At 71.4% G+C, this 19,071-nt stretch carries 16 protein-coding genes; 12 read left to right on the forward strand and 4 right to left on the reverse strand.

The window, feature by feature from the left end:
• A partial coding sequence (locus AC07AB_RS05535; RefSeq protein WP_478560457.1) for a glycosyltransferase occupies positions 1 to 1,261 on the reverse strand: 1,261 nt, incomplete at its 3' end.
• A 341-nt stretch (positions 1,262 to 1,602) separates the two neighbouring features.
• Here AC07AB_RS05535 and AC07AB_RS05540 point away from each other — a divergent pair.
• Both AC07AB_RS05540 and AC07AB_RS05545 read left to right on the forward strand, forming a co-directional pair.
• Positions 1,603 to 2,289: a response regulator transcription factor gene (locus tag AC07AB_RS05540; protein ID WP_478560460.1), complete on the forward strand. Its 687-nt coding sequence runs from the start codon at positions 1,603 to 1,605 to the stop codon at positions 2,287 to 2,289.
• 3 nt (positions 2,290 to 2,292) lie between these two features.
• On the forward strand, positions 2,293 to 3,717 hold the full coding sequence (locus AC07AB_RS05545) for a sensor histidine kinase (RefSeq protein WP_478560463.1): 1,425 nt from the start codon (positions 2,293 to 2,295) through the stop codon (positions 3,715 to 3,717).
• A 90-nt stretch (positions 3,718 to 3,807) separates the two neighbouring features.
• Here AC07AB_RS05545 and murJ read toward each other — a convergent pair whose 3' ends face one another.
• Positions 3,808 to 5,397: a murein biosynthesis integral membrane protein MurJ gene (gene murJ, locus AC07AB_RS05550; RefSeq protein ID WP_478560466.1), complete on the reverse strand. Its 1,590-nt coding sequence runs from the start codon at positions 5,395 to 5,397 to the stop codon at positions 3,808 to 3,810.
• Positions 5,398 to 5,573: 176 nt separating this feature from the next.
• Entirely contained in the window at positions 5,574 to 6,701 is a 1,128-nt protein-coding gene (locus AC07AB_RS05555; RefSeq protein ID WP_478560469.1) for a DMT family transporter, read from the reverse strand.
• A 477-nt stretch (positions 6,702 to 7,178) separates the two neighbouring features.
• On the opposite strand from AC07AB_RS05555, the gene AC07AB_RS05560 reads away from it, so the two are divergent.
• The 10 genes from AC07AB_RS05560 (at position 7,179) to AC07AB_RS05605 (ending at position 18,039) form a co-directional block, all read left to right on the forward strand.
• Positions 7,179 to 8,648, forward strand: coding sequence for an aldehyde dehydrogenase family protein (locus tag AC07AB_RS05560; protein ID WP_478560472.1), 1,470 nt, complete (start codon positions 7,179 to 7,181; stop codon positions 8,646 to 8,648).
• Positions 8,645 to 10,273 (forward strand): APC family permease, encoded by a 1,629-nt coding sequence (locus tag AC07AB_RS05565; protein WP_478560475.1) that lies wholly within the window; start codon positions 8,645 to 8,647, stop codon positions 10,271 to 10,273. The genes AC07AB_RS05560 and AC07AB_RS05565 overlap by 4 nt, the downstream gene beginning before the upstream one ends.
• Before the next feature lie 21 nt (positions 10,274 to 10,294).
• Positions 10,295 to 11,911 (forward strand): GMC family oxidoreductase, encoded by a 1,617-nt coding sequence (locus tag AC07AB_RS05570; RefSeq protein WP_478560478.1) that lies wholly within the window; start codon positions 10,295 to 10,297, stop codon positions 11,909 to 11,911.
• Between the two features lie 552 nt (positions 11,912 to 12,463).
• Positions 12,464 to 12,943, forward strand: a complete 480-nt coding sequence (locus tag AC07AB_RS05575; RefSeq protein ID WP_478560481.1) for a toxin — start codon at positions 12,464 to 12,466, stop codon at positions 12,941 to 12,943.
• Between the two features lie 63 nt (positions 12,944 to 13,006).
• Positions 13,007 to 14,293 carry an MAB_1171c family putative transporter gene (locus tag AC07AB_RS05580; RefSeq protein WP_478560484.1) on the forward strand — a complete coding sequence of 429 codons (1,287 nt, stop codon included), beginning with the start codon at positions 13,007 to 13,009 and terminating at the stop codon, positions 14,291 to 14,293.
• Positions 14,290 to 15,291 carry an aldo/keto reductase gene (locus tag AC07AB_RS05585; protein WP_478560487.1) on the forward strand — a complete coding sequence of 334 codons (1,002 nt, stop codon included), beginning with the start codon at positions 14,290 to 14,292 and terminating at the stop codon, positions 15,289 to 15,291. Before AC07AB_RS05580 ends, AC07AB_RS05585 begins: the two co-directional genes overlap by 4 nt.
• A gap of 306 nt (positions 15,292 to 15,597) precedes the next feature.
• A complete protein-coding gene (locus AC07AB_RS05590; protein WP_478560491.1) occupies positions 15,598 to 16,452 on the forward strand; it encodes a helix-turn-helix domain-containing protein in 855 nt (284 codons plus the stop codon).
• Positions 16,449 to 16,634 (forward strand): DUF397 domain-containing protein, encoded by a 186-nt coding sequence (locus AC07AB_RS05595; protein WP_478560494.1) that lies wholly within the window; start codon positions 16,449 to 16,451, stop codon positions 16,632 to 16,634. Before AC07AB_RS05590 ends, AC07AB_RS05595 begins: the two co-directional genes overlap by 4 nt.
• A gap of 84 nt (positions 16,635 to 16,718) precedes the next feature.
• On the forward strand, positions 16,719 to 16,904 hold the full coding sequence (locus tag AC07AB_RS05600) for a DUF397 domain-containing protein (protein WP_478560497.1): 186 nt from the start codon (positions 16,719 to 16,721) through the stop codon (positions 16,902 to 16,904).
• A gap of 133 nt (positions 16,905 to 17,037) precedes the next feature.
• Positions 17,038 to 18,039 carry an alpha/beta fold hydrolase gene (locus tag AC07AB_RS05605; RefSeq protein ID WP_478560500.1) on the forward strand — a complete coding sequence of 334 codons (1,002 nt, stop codon included), beginning with the start codon at positions 17,038 to 17,040 and terminating at the stop codon, positions 18,037 to 18,039.
• Positions 18,040 to 18,124: 85 nt separating this feature from the next.
• On the opposite strand, the gene AC07AB_RS05610 is transcribed toward AC07AB_RS05605, so the two are convergent.
• Positions 18,125 to 18,760, reverse strand: coding sequence for a helix-turn-helix transcriptional regulator (locus AC07AB_RS05610; RefSeq protein ID WP_478560503.1), 636 nt, complete (start codon positions 18,758 to 18,760; stop codon positions 18,125 to 18,127).
• Positions 18,761 to 19,071: the final 311 nt, after the last annotated feature.

The following is a 19,071-nucleotide window of genomic DNA, read 5'->3' on the forward strand; positions in this document are numbered from 1 at the left end:
CGCTGTGGTGCGTTTGCCTCCCCTCTCTTCTCCCCCCCCCCCCCCCCCCCTCTCCCCCCCCCCCCCCCCCCCGGGCCGCCGCGTAGCCGCGCCGCACGGCGCGTCGGCGCCGGGTGGCCGCGAGTTCGGCGAAGAGGAGCTCGTAACCGCGCGCGATCGGCGCGGGGTCGAAGCGGCGCGCGCCGTCCCGTGCGGCGGCGGCCATGGCGCGGCGGCGGGGCTCGTCGCCGATGAGGTCGAGGAGGGCCGAGGCGAGGGCCTGTCCGTCGCCCGTCGGCACCAGCAGCCCGTCAACACCGTCGCGGATGATCTCGGCGGGTCCGAGCGGGCAGTCGGTGGAGACGACGGGGAGCCCGCACCGCATGGCCTCGATGATCGTCACGCCGAAGGATTCGGTCTCGGAGGCGAAGGCCGCGATGGACGCCTTGGCGAACTCCGCCTCGATCGGGGCGTGCGGGCCCATGAGTTCGACGTGGCCGCCGAGTCCGAGGCCGGCGGTGAGCAGTTCGAGCCGGTCGCGTTCCGCGCCGCCGCCGTAGATGCGCAGCCGCCAGTCGGGGCATTTGGCGGCGACGGCCGAGAACGCCTCGATGAGCAGGTCGAACCGCTTGCCGCGGGCGAGCTGCCCGGCCGCCACGATGACTTTGGCGGTGCCGTCGGAGGGTGCGCCGGGCGGCTCGGGAACGCTGTCGGGCACCGCCAGGACCCGTACGCCCGGCAGCGGCATCCGCTCCCGGTAGGCGGCGGCGTCGGCTTCGCTGGTCGTGATGAGGGCGTCCAACGAGCGGTAGCGTCGGGCCAGTTCGCGCCGGAGCCGCTCGGGGTGCGCGTCCAGCGAGAGGTGTTCCTGCGCGACGCGCAGCGTCCGCCGGGGTCCGAAGCGGGCGAGGTGGATGTTGACGCTGGGCCGGGTGCCGATGATGACGTCGGCCGGGCAGTGGCGCAGATAGTCCGCGATCCGCCGCTCGGCGAGCCTGCTGTACGGGCCGTGGTGGCGCTCGGCGGCGAGGGCGGCCGGCGCGGGCCCTTCGGTGAACGCGCCGTGGTCGGCCGCCTGCTCCGTTCCGCCCGGCGGCCGGAGGTCGGCCAGGGGCACGATCCGTACGCGCGGGTCGAGTGCGAGCGCCGGTTCGTCCCGGTGGCGGGTCATGGAGGCGATCTCCACCTGGTGCCGGTCGGCGAAGGCGGCCGCCAGATTGAAGGTCGTGCGGTTGGTGCCCCCGATCCCGTAGGCGTTGTGCAGCAGGAATGCGATCTTCATGCGGTGTCTTTCCGGGGTCTGCCGAACGGTCTGCGTGGTCGGGAACTCTGCGTGATCGGGGGCTCTGCGTGATCGGGGGCTCTGCGTGATCGGGGGCTCCGCGTAGGCGGGAACTCCGCGTGGTCGGGGGTCGCGCGGCATCGGGAGCCTTGCGTGATCACGAGCCCGGCACGGCTCTTCGGTGCGCTCCCAGCGTCGTGCTCACGGTGGCCGAGGCAGGTAAGCCGGCTGCGTGACCGCATTAAGAGCCGGGTAAGAGAAGGGGGACGACAGGTGCGTACGGGACGCAGCGGACGGGGGCAGCGCCGATGGCCCGTTGTCGTCTTGGCAGACTTGGCCCGGTGAATTACGCCGTGCTGCTCGCCGAGGACGACCGTGCCATCCGCCACGCGCTGGAACGCGCCCTGACGCTGGAGGGTTACCGCGTGACGGCGGTGGCCGACGGCGCGGAGGCGCTGGCCGCCGCGCGCGGCAGTCGACCGGACGTGATCGTGCTCGATGTGATGATGCCGGGCCTGGACGGGCTGGACGTGTGCCGGGTGCTGCGCGCCGAGGGCGACCGGACGCCGGTCCTGATGCTGACGGCCCGGGTGGAGACGGCGCACCGGATCGCGGGGCTGGACGCGGGCGCGGACGACTATGTGGCCAAGCCGTTCGACGTCGACGAGGTGTTCGCGCGGCTGCGGGCGCTGCTGCGCCGGGTGGCGCCGGGCCCCACGGTCACGGGGGCGGTGCCGGAGGTCGCGGATCTGCGGCTGGAGCCGTCGGCGCGGCGGGCGTGGCGGGCGGGGCAAGAGCTGGAGCTGACCCGGACCGAGTACGACCTGCTGGAGCTGCTGGTCCGCAACGCCGGGATCGTGCTGGACCACTCGACCATCTACGACCGGATCTGGGGCTACGACTTCGGGCCGGGCTCCAAGAACCTCGCCGTCTACATCGGTTATCTGCGCCGCAAGGTCGATCGGCCCGAGCATTCCCGGCTGATCCATACGGTGCGCGGGGTCGGCTACACCCTGCGGGCCTCCTGACCCGTGAACCTGCGTCTGCGTCCGCGCCCCCGACCGAGCCTGCGCACCGTCTTCGCCGCCTCGTTCGCCCTGGTGACCACGGTGGTCACCGGGCTGGTGGGGTTCCTCAGCTACGACGCGGCCGCGCATCTGGTGCGAGTGGACCAGCAGTCCGTCTTCCGGCAGGTGGTCCAGGACCTGCGCCAGCAGGTCACGCACAAGGCGCTCTTCCCCGCCGACTACGTCTCCGGCGACCCCGACCACGACGGCCCCCGGGACGACCTGATCCGGCCCACCCGTACGGTCGTCCAGGTGCTCGGCGCCCAGGGGCGGATCGCGGACACCGGGCAGCCCACGCTGCCGGTGTCCGCCACCGACCGGTCCCTGGCGGAGAGCCGCCGGGCCGGGGTGGTCCGGTTCGTGGCGGGCGAGGTCGACGGCGACGACTACCGCCAGGCCACCGTCTCGCTCGGCGGCGCCCGGGGCGCGGTGCAGGTCGCGCAGCAGCTCAGCGATACCGAGGACCTGCTCAACGACCTCCAGAAGCGGACCGTCCTCTTCGTGGCCGCGCTGATCGCCGCGTCCTCGATCGTCGGCTGGTGGCTGGCGCGCCGGATCACCGGCCGCCTGGTGCGGCTGACGGGCGTCGCCGAGGGCGTCGCGGCGACGGGGCGGCTGGACATGGAGGTGCCGGTCGGCGGGCAGGACGAGGTGGGGCGGCTGGGCCGGGCGTTCGACGACATGCTTGGGCGGCTCGCGCACTCGGAGGAGGACCAGCGCCGCCTGGTCCAGGACGCCGGGCACGAGCTGCGCACGCCGCTGACCTCGCTCCGCACGAACCTCTCCACCCTGCGCCGCTACGACCAGCTGCCGCCGCACGTCCGCGACGAGCTGCTGTCCGACCTCACGGACGAGGCGCGGGAGCTGACGGACCTGGTCAACGAGCTGGTGGAGCTGGCGGCCGGGCAGGGCGAGGCCGGCGACCCGGTGCCGGTGGCGCTGGGCGAGGCGGCCGAGCGGGCCGCCGCGCTGGCGCGCCGCCGCACGGGCCGTACGGTCACCGTGCGGACGGCGGCCCCGGCCACCGTGATGGGCTGGCCGCCCGCCGTCCAGCGGGCGATCTCCAACCTGCTGGAGAACGCCGCCAAGTTCGACCAGGACCGCGCCGATCCGCTGGAGATCGTGGTCTCGGGCGGGCGGGTGGACGTACGGGACCGGGGCCCCGGCCTCGACGAGGCCGACCTCCCGCACATCTTCGGCCGCTTCTACCGGGCCCCCGGCGCGCGCAGCCTGCCCGGCTCGGGGCTCGGCCTCGCCATCGTCCGCGAGGTCGCCGCGGTGCACGGCGGCACCGTGCACGCCGCGAACCGCGAGGGCGGCGGCGCCGAGATCGGCTTCACCCTGCCGATGACGCCCCCCGAGCACCTGATCCTCACCGAACGCTCCTGAGAGCGGCCGGGTGGGCCGTCACTGAGTATCCCGGAGAACCGCCGCGCGGGGACGGCGCCGCCCCGGCCCCGCCCCGCGCCCGACCGCGCCTCAGCCGAGGCCGGGCAGGCTGCGCAGTTCGCCGATCCGCAGCGCCTTCGCCAGCAGCACGAACAAGCCGGCCATCACCACTCCCCCGGCGGCCAGCGCCGGAGCGGGCGCGCTGGAGACATGGGCCGCGGCGAGCCCGGCCGCGCCCGCGAGCAGCGCCGCGAGCGTCAGCTTGCCGTACGTCCGGAACAGCCGCTTCCCATCGAGCCGCCCGGCCAGCTTGCGGCGCAGCAGCAGTGCGGTGATCAGGAGGCCGACGCCGTACGAGACCCCGTAGGCGGCGGCCATGCCGGTCACGGCCCAGCGCACGGGCAGCAGTTGATGGCAGGCGGTGGCGAGAGCGACGTTGACGCCGGATATCCATACGGCCATCCAGAACGGCGTGCGGGTGTCCTCGACAGCGTAGAAACCGCGCAGCAGCAGATACTGCGCGGAGAAGGGGATCAGGCCGAGGCCGAACGCCTGGAGCATGTTGCCCGCCGGTTCCGCGGAGGCCGCGTCCCCGGTGCCGTGGCCGATCAGCAGGGCCGCCAGCTGCGGGCCGAAGACCAGGAAGAAGAAGGCGGCGGGGACGATGACGACGCCGCTGACGCGCAGCGCGCGGGAGAGGTCGTCGCGCATGTCGTCGAGCCGCTGTTCGGCGGCGGCACGGGTGAGTCGGGGGAGCAAGGCGGTGACCACTGAGACGGTTACGACGGCTTGTGGCAAGGTCCAGATGTTCTGTGCGTAGAAATAGGCCGAATTGCCCACTCCACCCTGTGGACTCTCCAAGTCGGCGGCGTTGGCGTAGTTCGTGACGACGGTCATGGCCACCTGGTTGACCAGGATGAACAGCAGCGTCCAGCGAGCGGCGGCGGCGCTCTTGCGCAGCCCGGCCCCGCGCCAGTCGAACCTGGGCCGGAAGCGGAAGCCCACGTCCCGTACGTAGGGGATCAGCGAGAGGGCCTGGAGCGCGATGCCGACCGTGGTGCCGATGCCCAGCAGCCGCACCTGTGCGGCCGTGATGTCCTGAACGCTGTCGGGGGTGGCGACGAAGCCGAGGTAGAGGCCGAACATGGCGATCAGGACGAGGTTGTTGAGCACCGGCGTCCACATCATCGCGCCGAACTTGCCGCGCGCGTTGAGGATCTGGCCGAGTATGCCGAACAGCCCGTAGAAGAAGATCTGCGGCAGCAGGAAGCGCGCGAAGACCACGGTCAGCTCGTATGCCGCGTGCTGGTCCGGCGTGTCCCGCATGTACACGCTGACGATCTCGGGGGCCGCCCACACGGCGAGCGCCGTACCCACCACGAGCACGCTCACCACGAGGGTGACCAGCCGCTGCTCGTACGCCCGCCCGCCGTCGGGCTGCTCAAGCCGGGCCCGTACGAGCTGCGGCACCAGCACCGCGTTGAGCGCCCCGCCCATGATGAGGAAGTAGAGGCTCGCGGGCACGGTGTTGGCCGTGGTGTACGTGCTGGCCAGCAGCCCCGATCCGAGGGCCGCCGCCTGGAGCAGGAGCCTGATCATCCCCGTCGCGCGGGACACCACCGTGCCCACCGCCATCAGCGCGGACGAGCGCGCCAGCCCCTTTGTCTTTCCGTGCTTCATGCGGATCAACATACGAGGCGGCACTGACAATTCAGTAATCTTGATCAAGGAACGGCGGCTCCGGGGGCCGGGCCCGAACGGCTCCGCGGCGGCACGGGCGACCCACGGCGCCTCGGACGAGCCGACTGCCGGGCCCCGCCACGTCCGCCGTACCCGCCGCGTCGCCCGTGTGCCCGCTACTTCGAGGCGGTCTTCGCTCCGGCCGCCACCAGGCCGCCCTCGGCATCCCCGCTCTCCGGTTGCTTGCGCGCGGGAAGCCGCTCGCTACGCGGCAGGCGCAGCCGCGACCTGCGCTCCACCGAAGACGAAGACGAAGACGGAGCGGAAGGGGAAGGCGATGCGGAATGGGAAGGGGAAGCCGAGGCGGAAGACCCCGTCGGCGCGGCCGGCGACAGCTCCCGCGCGGGCCGGGGCACCGACGTCTTCGAGTGCGGCCCGCCCGAGCCCTCCGGCCCCTGCGATCCCTCCGGCTCCTGCTTGCTGCCCTCCACGGTCAGCATGACCACTCCGATCGCCGCGACCGCCGCGGCGGCGAGCGCCAGCAGACCGCCGGGCAGCCCGTACCGGAACCGCTCCCCCATCGCCACTATCCCCACGGCCGCCGCGACCGCCGGATTGACGACCGTCGCCGTGGCGAGCGGCGCCGCGAGCCCCGCCCCGCGGTAGGAAGCCTGCGAGAGCAGCAGTCCCGACACCGCCAGTACGGCGACCGCCGCCATGCTCGGCATGAGGACCGACAGCGAGTCCCCGTCGGCCCAGCCCTCGGCGACGGTCTTGGTGAATACGGACGCCATGCCGAAGACGGCGCCCGCCGCCCCGGCCAGCGCCACGCCCCGGACGACGGGGCGGCGCATCCAGCGCGTCCCGATCGCCAGCAGCGCGGCGGCGCAGAGCACCCCGACGGCGAGCACCGGCCGCTCGGCGGTGTCCAAGGACTCCCCGGAGCGTGCCTCGCCCGTCAGCGACATCAGTCCGGCCAGCCCCACGGAGGCCAGGAGCGCGCCGTGCCAGCCGGCGGCGGCGACCCGGCGGCGGACGACGACGGCGCCCATCGGGAGCGCGAAGACGATCGTGAGGGCCCCCAGCGGCTGCACCAGGCTCAGCGGCCCGTAGGCCAGCGCCGCCACGTGCAGCCCGGCCCCCGCGCCGGTCAGCACCACCGCGCCCCACCAGCGGGGCTGGCCCAGCGGCGCGTATGTACCGTGCGGGCCGGTGGCTGCGACACGCTCCTGCACGATGGCTCCGGCCGCGTAACAGGCGGCGGAGACCACGCAGAGCAGTACCGAGAGCACGAGTGGGCTCATGTCTCGCCTCGCCGGGTCCGTCGGTCATCGTTCATACCTCTAACAATGACTCGCGGCCGATACTTCCTGCGTCGTCCGCACGGAGGGACTTGCACCTACTCTTTCGGCAGTACGGAATCGGGCGGCACCCCATCTTTAGTCCACCCGGGTCCCTCGATAGTCCACCCAGAACCGTCTACCGCCCGGATGATCAGCCGGAATCCCCGGGCCCTCCGGGCCCCTGGACCGCTGGGCACGCCCCGGGCCGGGCGCGGCATCCCCTCGAAGCACCGCGCGCCGGACGCCCGACGCCGAGCGTCGCCCGCCCGCCGCCCCTCGGCCGAACGGCGGCGCACACCGTGTGCGTGTGACCCACGCCACTTAGGCTCTGCGTGAGCCCTTGCCGACCCGCATGCATGCGATTCACATGACCCGTACACATCAATACAACCGGTGTACACCAACCCGCACACATCGACATGAGCCCGGAGGGACCCCATGCCGGAGCTGTTCATCGGCGGTCAGTGGACCGCGGCCGCCGCAGGCGGCACCCGCGAGATCCGCTGTCCCGCGGACGGCACGCTGGTGGCGACCGTGGACGAGGCGGGCCCCGAGGACGCGGCCGCCGCCGTGACCGCCGCCCGTGAGGCGTTCGACCGCGGGCCCTGGCCCCGCACCCCGGCCGCCGAGCGCGGCCGACTGCTGCTGCGCGTCGCCTGCCTGCTGGAACGCGACAAGGACGCGTTCGCCAGAGCCGAATCCCTGGACACCGGGAAGCGGCTCGTGGAGAGCGAGTACGACATGGACGACATCGCGAACTGCTTCCGCTACTTCGGCAACCTGGGCGCCGCCGGCGGCACCGACCGGGTCGTCGACGCCGGGAGCCCGGAGACCGACAGCCGGGTGGTGCACGAGCCGGTCGGCGTCTGCTCGCTGATCACGCCCTGGAACTATCCGCTGCTCCAGACGGCCTGGAAGGTGGCTCCGGCGCTCGCCGCCGGCAACACCTTCGTCCTCAAGCCCAGCGAGCTGACCCCGCACACCGCGATCCTGCTGATGCGGGCGCTCACCGAGGCCGGGCTGCCGGAGGGCGCGGCAAACCTGGTGCTGGGCACGGGGGCCGCCGCGGGCGCGCCGCTCACCTCGGACGAGCGGGTGGACCTGGTCTCCTTCACCGGCGGCCTGGTCACCGGGCGGCGCATCATGGCCGCGGCCGCGCCGACGGTCAAGAAGATCGCCCTGGAACTGGGCGGCAAGAATCCCAATATCGTCTTCGCCGACGCCGAGTTCGACACCGCCGTCGACTACGCCCTGATGGCGGTGTTCCTGCACTCCGGGCAGGTCTGCTCGGCCGGAGCGCGGCTGCTGGTCGAGGACGCCCTGCACGACGAGTTCGTCGGCGAGGTGGTGCGGCGGGCCCGGGAGATCCGGCTCGGCGGCCCGTTCGACGAGCACGCCCGTACCGGCCCGCTGATCTCGGCCGCGCACCGGGACAAGGTCGAGGCGTACGTGGCGGCGGGGCTGGCGGAGGGCGCGGTGCTGCGCCTCGGCGGCGCGCGCCCCGAGGACCCGGCGCTGAGCGGCGGCTTCTACTACCCGCCGACCGTCCTGGACGAGTGCACGCCGGGGATGTCCGTGGTGAGCGACGAGTCGTTCGGCCCGGTGCTCACCGTCGAGCGGTTCCGCGACGAGGACGAGGCGGTCGCCCTCGCCAACGACACCGTCTACGGTCTGGCCGGCGCGGTCTGGACGCAGAACGGCGAACGCGCGCACCGCGTCGCCGCGCGGCTGCGGGCCGGCACCGTGTGGATCAACGACTTCCACCCGTACGTACCGCAGGCCGAGTGGGGCGGCATGAAGCAGTCGGGCGTGGGGCGGGAGCTGGGCCCGGCCGGACTGGCGGAGTACCAGGAGGCCAAGCACATCTGGCGGAACACGGCGCCCCGCCCGCAGCGGTGGTTCGAGTGAGCTCATACGGCGGCTCGGTCGACGGGCCGCACGACGGCGCGTACGACGACAGCCCGCAAGACCCCGGCCCGCGCGACGACGGCACACACCACGACGCGTCACACGACGACAGCTCGCACGACGACGACTCGCTCACCGAACTCGGCTACCGCCCCGAGCTCAAGCGCACCCTCGGCAACTTCCACACCTTCGCCGCCGGAATCAGCTACATCTCCATCCTCACCGGCACCTTCCAGCTCTTCTACTTCGGCGTGAGCCACGGCGGCCCGGCCTACTGGTGGTCCTGGCCGATCGTCTTCTGCGGACAGCTCACGGTGGCCCTGTGCTTCTGCGAGCTGGCCGCCCGCTACCCGGTCGCGGGGTCGGTCTACAACTGGGCCAAGAAGCTCGGCGGCCCGCACGTCGGCTGGCTCGGCGGCTGGATGATGATGACCGCGACCATGGTGTCGCTCGCCGCGGTGGCCCTCGCGTACCAGGTCACGCTGCCGCAGATCTCCGGCTGGTTCCAGTTCATCGGCGACGGCACCGGGAAGACGGACGCGGCGGCCAACGCCGTGCTGCTGGGCACCGTGCTCATCACGTTCACCACCATCGTCAACGCCTTCGGCGTCAAGCTCATGGCGCAGATCAACTCGGCGGGCGTCGCCATCGAGCTGGTCGCCGCCGTCGCGTTGATCGTGCTGCTGGCCGCGCACATCACCCGCGGCCCCGCCGCCGTGACCGAGACGAACGGGCTGGGCGGCGGCGGTTCGTTCGGCTACCTCGGCGCGTTCCTCACCGCGGCGCTGGCCTCCGCGTACGTCATGTACGGCTTCGACACGGCCTCCTCCCTCGGCGAGGAATCCGTGGACCCGGGCCGCAACGCGCCCCGAGCGATCCTCCGGGCGCTCTTCGCCTCGTTCCTCATCGGCGGGCTCATCCTGCTGTTCGCCCTGCTGGCCGTGCCCGACCTGCACGCGCGGCAGCTCTCCGTGGACGGCCTCCAGTACGTGGTGCTCAGCACCCTCGGCTCGACGATCGGGCAGATCGTGCTGTGGTGCGTGGTCATCGCGATCACCGTGTGCGCGCTGGCCGTGCACACCGCCGGCATCCGGCTGGCGTTCGCGATGGCACGGGACACCAATCTGCCCGCCGCCTCGCTGCTCGCCCGGGTCAGCCCGCGCTTCCAGACCCCGGTGCTGCCGGCGGTCGTCATCGGGATCATCGGGGTCGCGATCCTGGTGATCAATGTGAATCAGCCGCAGATCTTCTCGGTGATCACCAGCATCGCGATCATCATGATCTATCTGGCGTATCTGCTGGTCACCCTGCCGATGCTGGTCCAGCGGCTGCGCGGCCGGTGGGAACCGGCCCAGGGCAAGTTCTCGCTCGGAAAGTTCGGTCTGCCGGTGAACGTGCTGGCCGTGCTGTGGGGCGGCGCCATGTCGCTCAACCTCGCCTGGCCGCGAGCGGCGGTCTACAACGCGACCGGCCCGCAGCACTGGTATCTGCGCTGGGGCGCGTTCCTGTTCATCGGCGTGGTCGCCGTCGGCGGCTTCGCCTACTACTGGTTCGTCCAGCGCAAACATACGGGCGTGCTCGCCGGGCACGCCGCCGAGCCGCCCACCGCCCCGAGCACCCCCTGACCTGGAGTCTGGAGTACGGCCATGCCGCGAGAGAACCCTGTGGAGCCGGTGGACGCCGCGCACTCCGCGTCCGCCGCGTCCGCCCGCGACGAGTTCGACTATGTGGTGGTCGGCGGCGGCACGGCCGGAGCGGTCGTCGCCGCGCGGCTGTCCGAGGACCCGGACGTCACCGTCTGCGTACTGGAGGCCGGTCCGTCCGACGTCGGCGACGAGAACATCCTGCGGCTCGACAAGTGGATGGGGCTGCTGGAGTCCGGCTACGACTGGGACTACCCGGTGGAACCGCAGGAGAACGGCAACAGCTTCATGCGCCACGCCCGCGCCAAGGTGCTCGGCGGCTGCTCCTCGCACAACTCCTGCATCGCCTTCTGGGCCCCGGCCGAGGACCTCGACGAGTGGGCCGCGCATGGCTGTACGGGCTGGAGCGCGGCGGACTGCTTCCCGCTCTACCGGCGGCTGGAGCGCAACGACGCGCCCGGCGACCACCACGGCCGTACGGGCCCGGTCACCATCCGCACGGTGCCGCCGAACGACCCCTGCGGCTCGGCGCTGCTCGCGGCCTGCGCGGCGACGGGTATCCCCACCACCGCGTTCAACACCGGAACCACGGTGGTGCGCGGCGCGAACTGGTTCCAGATCAACGCCCGCGAGGACGGCACCCGCTCGTCCGCCTCGGTCTCGTACCTCCACCCGGTCCTGGGCAGGCGGCCGAACCTTGAGGTACGCACCGGGCTCCAGGCCAAGCGGCTCGTCCTGGACGGCGAGCGGCGGTGCACCGGGGTCGAGTACCTGGCGCCCGACCTGATCCGCACCCATGCGGTCGCCGCGCGGCGCGAGACCGTCGTCGCCTGCGGGGCCATCGACTCCCCGAAGCTGCTGATGCTCTCGGGCATCGGCCCGGCGGCGCACCTGCGCGAGACCGGCGTCGAGGTGAGCGTCGACGCCCCCGCGGTCGGCTCCCACCTCCAGGACCACCCGGAGGGCCTGGTCATGTGGGAGGCGCGGCAGCCCATGGTGACCCGCTCCACCCAGTGGTGGGAGATCGGCGTCTTCGCGGACACCGAGCCGGGCCTGGACCGCCCCGACCTGATGTTCCACTACGGCTCGGTGCCGTTCGACATGAACACGTACCGGCATGGCTACCCGACCTCGGAGAACGCCTTCTGCCTCACGCCGAACGTCACCCGGGCCCGTTCGATGGGCACCGTACGGCTTCGGACCCGGGACTTCCGGGACAAGCCGCGGGTCGATCCGCGGTACTTCACGCATGAGCACGATGTGCGGGTGATGACCTACGGGCTGCGGCTCGCCCGCGAGATCGTCTCCCGGGCCCCGATGGCCGACTGGGCGGGCGCCGAGCTCGCCCCCGGCCCCGGCGCCGAGTCCGACGAGGAACTGCTGGACTACCTCCGCAAGACCCACAACACCGTCTACCACCCGGCGGGCACGGTCCGGATGGGCGCGGCCGACGATCCGGCGGCGGCCGTCGACCCGCGGCTGAGGGTCAAGGGGGTGCGGGGGCTGCGGGTCGCCGACGCGTCCGTCATGCCGTTCCTGCCCGCGGTCAATCCGTGCATCACGACGATGATGATCGGCGAGAAGTGCGCCGACATGGTCAAGGAGGACGCTCGGCGGTAGCCGGCGCTCCGGCGGCTCCCGTGCCGCTGTGGCGACGGGGCTCGCGCTACGGCCCAGGGCCTCGCTCTACGGACCCGGGCCTCGCTCCATCGCCCCGAACGCCGCCGACGGCGCTCCCGCCGCTGCCCCCGCATTCGCTTCTCCCCCTGCTCTTCCGCCGCTGCCCCCGCATTCGCTTCTCTCCCTGCTTCCGCCGCTCCCCTCTCAACCGCCGTCCCCCGCCGAAGCGTCTCTTTAAGACAGTCGCCCCACGGAGCGGAATGGACCGGCCACTGACCGTACGGCCGGGACACCCCGGCGACCTTCGGGTACCGTGCCCCCGCCGGGGCCTCGCGACGCGGCGGGCGGTTCCGGCCAACAGGGGGTTTCGGCCAAGACCATTGTCCTGTGGCCGACTGGGGTAGTTACCATCGCTCGGCAGTGGAGCATCGGATTCGGCGGCTTCGAGGAGGACGCATGTCGCAGGACTCGCACCCCTCAGAGGCCCATGGCAGGCCACGCAAAAAGGGCCACAAGGACTATAAGGAACTACGCCGCGCATCGGAAGCGCACTTGGCGCGCCTGGACCTGCCCGACGGGTGCACGATCGCCACGCTCACCGAGAAACTGAGCCGCGACCGCGGGCGGCCCATCCAGCTCATGTCGGTCGCCCTGGGCGCGCAGAGCCCCTGCGGCATGTGGCTGGCCATGGACGACATGGACCTCATCGTCGTCGAGGCGAACGTCAGCGCGCTCCACCGGGACCACATCGTCGCCCATGAGCTCGCGCACATGCTGTGCTGCCACTCCGACGCCGCCGGGGCCGATTCGACGAGCATCGAGCTGTTCGTGCCGCACCTCGACCCGCAGCGGGTACGGGACGTGCTCGGCCGCACCAGCTACACCACCGAGGAGGAACAGGCCGCGGAGACGGTCGCCTCGCTGATCCTGGAGCGCGTCACCCGGCCGCCGGTGGAGTCCGTATGGGCCGTGCCGTCCGATCACGCGGACGCCGTCGCCCGTATCGAGCACTCGTTGAATCCGCCGGACTGAGCCCGCGCACCACGCCTTGCGGCGCATCATCGATGGCAGTGTTGTGACGGCCCGGAGGACCTGTTGCTTGGTGTCAAGAGTGTCGTGTTCCCGGCGTGCGCAGCTCTCTGCGCGCTGGCCCTGCTCTACAAACTTCGCGATGTGCGCCACCACCGGCGGGACCCGGCGCTCATCGCCCTGCTCATCGCCTTCTCCTGCAAGGGGATCTCCTTCACGCTGTCCACCCCCACCGTCTCGGCGGCCGTGGACAGCGCGCTGGGCATCCCCAACCTCGGCGCGCTGGGCATCCACCTGCTGGGCGGCGTCGCCTCCAGCGCGGCCTTTCTGATCGCCATCGTCTACTGGGTCTACCCCCGCGAGGAGGCCGGCCGGCGGGCGCTGGTGCGGCTGGTGATCGCCGTGCTGTGCGCGGCCGCCATGCTGACGCTGTGGGCGGTCGCCGGGGCCCAGTCCCAGGGCCGCAGCGCGCACTACCTGCTCCAGAACGCACACCGTCCGCTGGTCGCCACGTACCTCCTGCTCTACGTCAGCGCCTTCGGCGCCGGGATGGTCGAGATCATGCGCCTGTGCGGGCGGTACGGGCGGGTCGCCGGCCGGCAGTGGCTGCGCCGGGGCCTGTTCAGCACGGGCATCGGCGCGGGGGCGTGCCTCATCTACTGTCTCAACCGCGCGGCGTCCCTGCTGGCCGTGCAGTCGGGGCTGGAACCCCTCGACTGGGAGCTCCTGACGCCGGTGGCCAACGGCATCGGCATCTCCTTCCTGGTGGCGGGGCTCACCATGCCGTCCTGGGGGCCCCGGCTCTCGGACTGGCGGCGACTGCTCCGCAACTTCCTGGCCTATCAGCGGCTGCACCCGCTGTGGCTCGCGCTGTACGGGGCGCTCCCGCACATCGCGCTCAGCCCGGAGCCGCCGACGCGCCTGGCCCGGCTGTCCCGTTTCCTGCCGCGCGACATCAACTACCGGCTCTACCGCAAGGTCATCGAGATCCAGGACGGGCTGCTCGTCCTCAGGCCGTACATGGAGCCGGCCGTCATGGCCGCGGCGGGCCGCGAGGCCCAGCGGGCGGGGCTGGCGGGCGAGGAACTGCGCGCGACCGTGCACGCCACGTCGTTGCACGCGGCGCTGCGCGCGAAGCGCGACAACGCGCCCGCCGGCGCGCACCCGGTGCCGCCGGGGGCGTCCTCGACCGACGAGGGCGACTACGCGGGCGAGGTGGCGTGGCTGCTGAGCGTGGCACGGGCGTACGCGACGCTGCCGCCGGAACCGGCCGTCCTCGCGGACCCGACCGCCCCCGCGGACCGGACAGACAACGAAAACCCCGCATCCCCCGAAGACAGGAGCACGCGATGAAGTACCGCACGCTGGGAACCGGCGGCCCGGAGGTGTCGGCGATCGGCCTCGGCTGCATGGGCATGTCCATCGCGTACGGGGTCCCCGACGAGGCGGAGTCCCAGCGGACCCTGGACCGGGCCGCCGAACTGGGCATCACCTTGCTGGACACGGCGGACGCGTACGGGCGCGGCGCCAACGAGGAGCTGGTGGGCCGCTGGCTGGGCGGCGGCGCGCGGCGGCGCGACAAGGTGGTGCTGGCGACCAAGTTCGGGCTGCGCCACGACCCGGAGACGGGGCGGGTCGACGGCGTGGACACCTCGGCCGCGTACGTACCCCTCGCCTGCCACGCCTCCCTGCGCCGCCTGGGGACCGACCATCTCGACCTCTACTACGTCCACCGCCGCGACCCCGAGGTCCCCATCGAGGAGACGGTGGGCGCGATGGCCGAGCTGGTGAAGTCGGGCGAGGTGCGCCACCTGGGGCTCAGCGAGGTGAACTGCAACACCCTCCGCAGGGCCCACGCCGAGCACCCGATCAGCGCGATCCAGCTGGAGTACTCCCTGTTCACCCGCGATGTGGTGGAGGGCGAACTCCTCGACACCTGCCGGGAGTTGGGTATCGCGGTCGTGGCGTACTCTCCGCTGGGCCGCGGCATGCTGACGGGGTCCGTGGCCTCCCGCGCGGACCTGGGCGAGAACGACAACCGCCGTCGCTGGCCGCGCTTCTCCGACGAGAACATCGACCGCAATCTGGCGCTGGTGCGCGCCATCGGCGAGGTGGCGGCGCAGATCGGCTGCACCCCCACCCAGGCGGCGCTGGCCTGGCTGCTGGCGCAGGGCGACGACATCGTGCCCATCCCCGGCACCAAGCGCACGCGCTACCTCGAAGAGAACGCCGCGGCGGCGGATGTCTCCCTGTCCCCCGAACAGATCGCCCTGCTCCGGGCGACCGTCCCGGACGACGCGGTGGCCGGGGGCCGCTACCCGGAACAGGCGCTGGCACGACTGGGGCACTGAGTCGCTGGGCCGCTGAGCCGCTGAGCCGCTGGGTCACTGAGCCGCTGGGTCACTGAGCCGCTGGGTCACTGAGCCGCCGGGTCACTGGCGGAAAACCGCCGACTGAACGCACGTACGGTAATCGAGAGTTGTACCGGGTCCAGGCGCACGACATCCACCCTCACGGGCACGAAAGGGCATTCACCAGCAAGGGAAGCCGTACGGGCGGCGAGCGTACGCGGTTCAGGTATGGACAGCGCACAGAGCATGTGGTCACGCTGGGTGAGTTGAGCGCGGAGAAATCACGTCACCTGGAGGTGGCCGCGTATGACTGACATGGCGGACTCGGCGGACGAAACGCTTGAATGGGAGAGAGAACCGGACTCCTCGGACAGCATGCGCACCTTCGGGGCGGTGGTCCAGGCCCTGCGCGAGCACGCGGGGGTCAGCCGGATGGAACTCGGCAGGCTGGTGCGGTTCTCCCAACACACCGTGGCGTCCATCGAGTTGGGGCGCCGCATGCCGGACAAGGACTTCGTGGAACGGGCGGAGGCCGCACTGGGGAACACGGGCGCCCTGCGGAAAGCGGCGAGGCATCTGACGCGCCGACCGGGACTGGCCGCGTGGTTCCGGGAGTGGGCGAGGCTGGAGAAGGTAGCGGCGGCCCTGGGCACGTACGAGTGCCGTTTGGTACCGGGGCTGTTGCAGACGGAAGCGTACGCCCGCGCGGCTTTCGAGAACCGCGTCCCTCCCCTGTCGGACGAGCAGATGGAGGCACAAGTAACCGCGCGCATGGAGCGTCAGCGGTTGCTCAAGGAACGCCCCAACACCGAATTCAGCTTCATCGTGGAGGAGCACGTCTTGCGACGCGGCCTCGGCGGGATCGAAGTCACGATGGGTCAGTTGGACCACATCCTGGCCCTCGCCGCGTTGCGCAACACGTCGATCCAGATCATGCCTACGCTCAGCCCTCGGCACGCGGGTCTGGACGGCCCGTTGTCCCTTCTGGAAACAGCGGACGGCAGGCGGCTCGCATACTCCGAGGGGCAGAAGAACGGCCGGTTGATCGCGGAGCCGAAGGAGGCCGCCGTTCTGCACCAGCGATATGCGAAACTCCGTTCACAGGCCCTCAGCCCCCTGGACTCCGTGGGCCTGCTGGAGCGGATCAGAGGAGCGCTATGACCACGACCGAACCGGCCTGGTTCAAGTCCAGCCACAGCGGCACCGAAGGTGACAACTGCATCGAGGTCGCCGTCACCGAACAGGCCATCCGCGTACGGGACTCCAAGGACACCACCCGCCCCCACCTCACCATCAAGCCCCACGACTGGGCGCGGTTCGTGCGCTACGCCGCTGAAGGCTGACAGCCACGCGAGTGCGCGGCACTCCGTACCGAGCCCGCAACACCTGGGCTCCGTGAGCCTGGCGGAGCAGATCGGAGGAGGGCTATGACCACGACCGAACCGGCCTGGTTCAAGTCCAGCCACAGCGGCACGGCCGGCGATAACTGCATCGAGGTCGCCGCCACCGAACAGGCCATCCACGTGCGGGACTCCAAGGACACCACCCGCCCCCACCTCACCATCAAGCCCCACGACTGGGCGCGGTTCGTGTGCTACGCCGCCGAGAGCTGATGGCCGCGCAGGGCGCGTACATGACGGGGTGAGCGCCGAGCTGTCGGCTCTCACTTCCGTGCGTGCCGCCCCCTCGCCGAGCGCGTGCCGTGACGGGTAAAGTCCAATCCCCTTTGGCACGTTTGGAGGATGCGTGAGCTCCACGGTCGAACACAGCTTTGTCGAGGTCAACGGAGTCAGGCTGCACATCGCCGAGCAGGGGCAGGGGCCGCTGGTCGTGCTGTTGCACGGCTTTCCCGAGAGTTGGTATTCCTGGCGGCACCAGTTCGCGCCGCTGGCCGCCGCCGGCTACCGGGTGGTGGCTCCCGATCAGCGGGGGTACGCGCGCAGCGAGCAGCCCGAGGACGTCGATGCGTACAGCCTGCTGCACCTCACCGGCGATGTGGTCAGCCTGATCCACGCGCTCGGGGAGGAGCGGGCGGTGGTCGTCGGGCACGACTGGGGTGCGCCGGTCGCCTGGGCGAGCGCGCTGCTCCGGCCCGATGTCGTACGGGCCGTCGCCGGGCTCAGTGTGCCGCCGGGGCCGCCCGCCGGGCTGGGCTCGCTGGAGGCCAGCCGAGAGCACTACGGCGACGGTTTCTATCAGCTCTACTTCCAGCAACCGGGCGTAGCGGACGCCGAGTTGGCGCGGGACCCGGCGTCGACGTTCCGGCGCATCCTGTACAGCGGGTCGGGCGACAACCCGGCCACCGAGGCGCCCCGCCCCTGGGTCGTTCCCGAGGGCGCCACGCTGCTGGACACGATCCCGGAGCCGGAGCGGCTGCCCGGCTGGCTGACGCCGGAGGACATCGAGACGTTCGCGCGGGACTACGCCGAGCATGGGGAGAGCGCCTTCACCGGCCCCCTCAACTGGTACCGCAACATCCAGCGCAACCACGAGCTGATGACCGTGTTCCAGGGCCTCCGTATCGACGTGCCCGCGCTGTACGTCTACGGGGACCGGGACCTGGTGACGTCCTTCCACGGCATGGAGGCGCACCTGAAGAACCTGTCCGCCGTCGCCCCGAAGCTGCGCGGCAGCGTACTCCTCCCCGGCTGCGGTCACTGGACCCAGCAGGAGCGGCCGGACGAGGTCAACGCGGCGCTGATCGACTTCCTGGGGAGTCTGACGGACTCCGGGCGGGGCTCCGCGTAATCCGCGCAAGGAGCCCGTAGAGCTCTGATGTGCGCGAAAGACCCGCGGCCGGCGCCGGCCGCGGGTGGGGGGTGACACCTGCGCGTTACAGAACTCCGGTGCGCAGCGCGAACGCCACGGCGTGGGTGCGGTTCTTGAGGTTGTGGCGGGCCACGAGCTGGTGGATGACACTCTTGATGGTCCGCTCGGAACAGCCGATCCGGCCCGCCACCTCCTTGGTGTTCAAGCCGTCGGCCAGGAGTCTGAGCACATTGACCTCTCTGGCTCCGAGGCCCGCGACATTGAGGCCGTGCGGGATGAGTGCGTTGTCCCTGATCGCTTTGATCTGGCCGATCAGCCGTTGCTGCACCCCGTCGCCCGGCTTCGCGCCGCCGCGCGCGGCCGATACGACGGCGCGCGCGATGGCGTTGAAGCTGCTCTCCTTCCGGTACAGCAGGCTGACCAGCCCGAGGCTGATCGCGCGCAGCATGGAGTGTTCCGGGAACTCGTTGGCCACGAGTACGACGGGCAGGCTGCGCCCTCCGCCGCCGCTATCCCGGTGCACCCGCGCCACTCTGGTCAGCATGTCCCCGGTCACCTCGTTGGCCAACACGAGCAGGACATCGGCGGTGTGGCGCGAATCCAGGGAACGCGCGGCAATCTCGTCACAAGAGTTCAAGCGCACGATGGCCCCTTCTTCGGTTATCGGGTCATCGGCGAGCACGGCTACGGCAATCGACATTCTCAAGGACTCCCCTTACGCGCGCCCTGCGCAATCCGCCCGTCGTCCCCTGCGGGAGGACGACCCTCTGCGGAGAGCGGAGTCAGGCCACAAGGGGATAACTGCGCGACGGACATAAGACTGCACTCCCAGGCATGCACGGATCACGTGGTCCCGATCAAACTAACCTGATGGAATCCTGTATTCCATATACAGAGTGTCAAGTCTTAGGCTGAGATGTCGCGTCAGGATGCCTATTTTCAGCCATCCCTAACCGATCGAGACACGGGCGCCACAGCGCGCCGTGACCGCCACTCCTCTACCCGGTATCG

This window comes from Streptomyces sp. NPDC044033 (genome assembly GCF_056434425.1).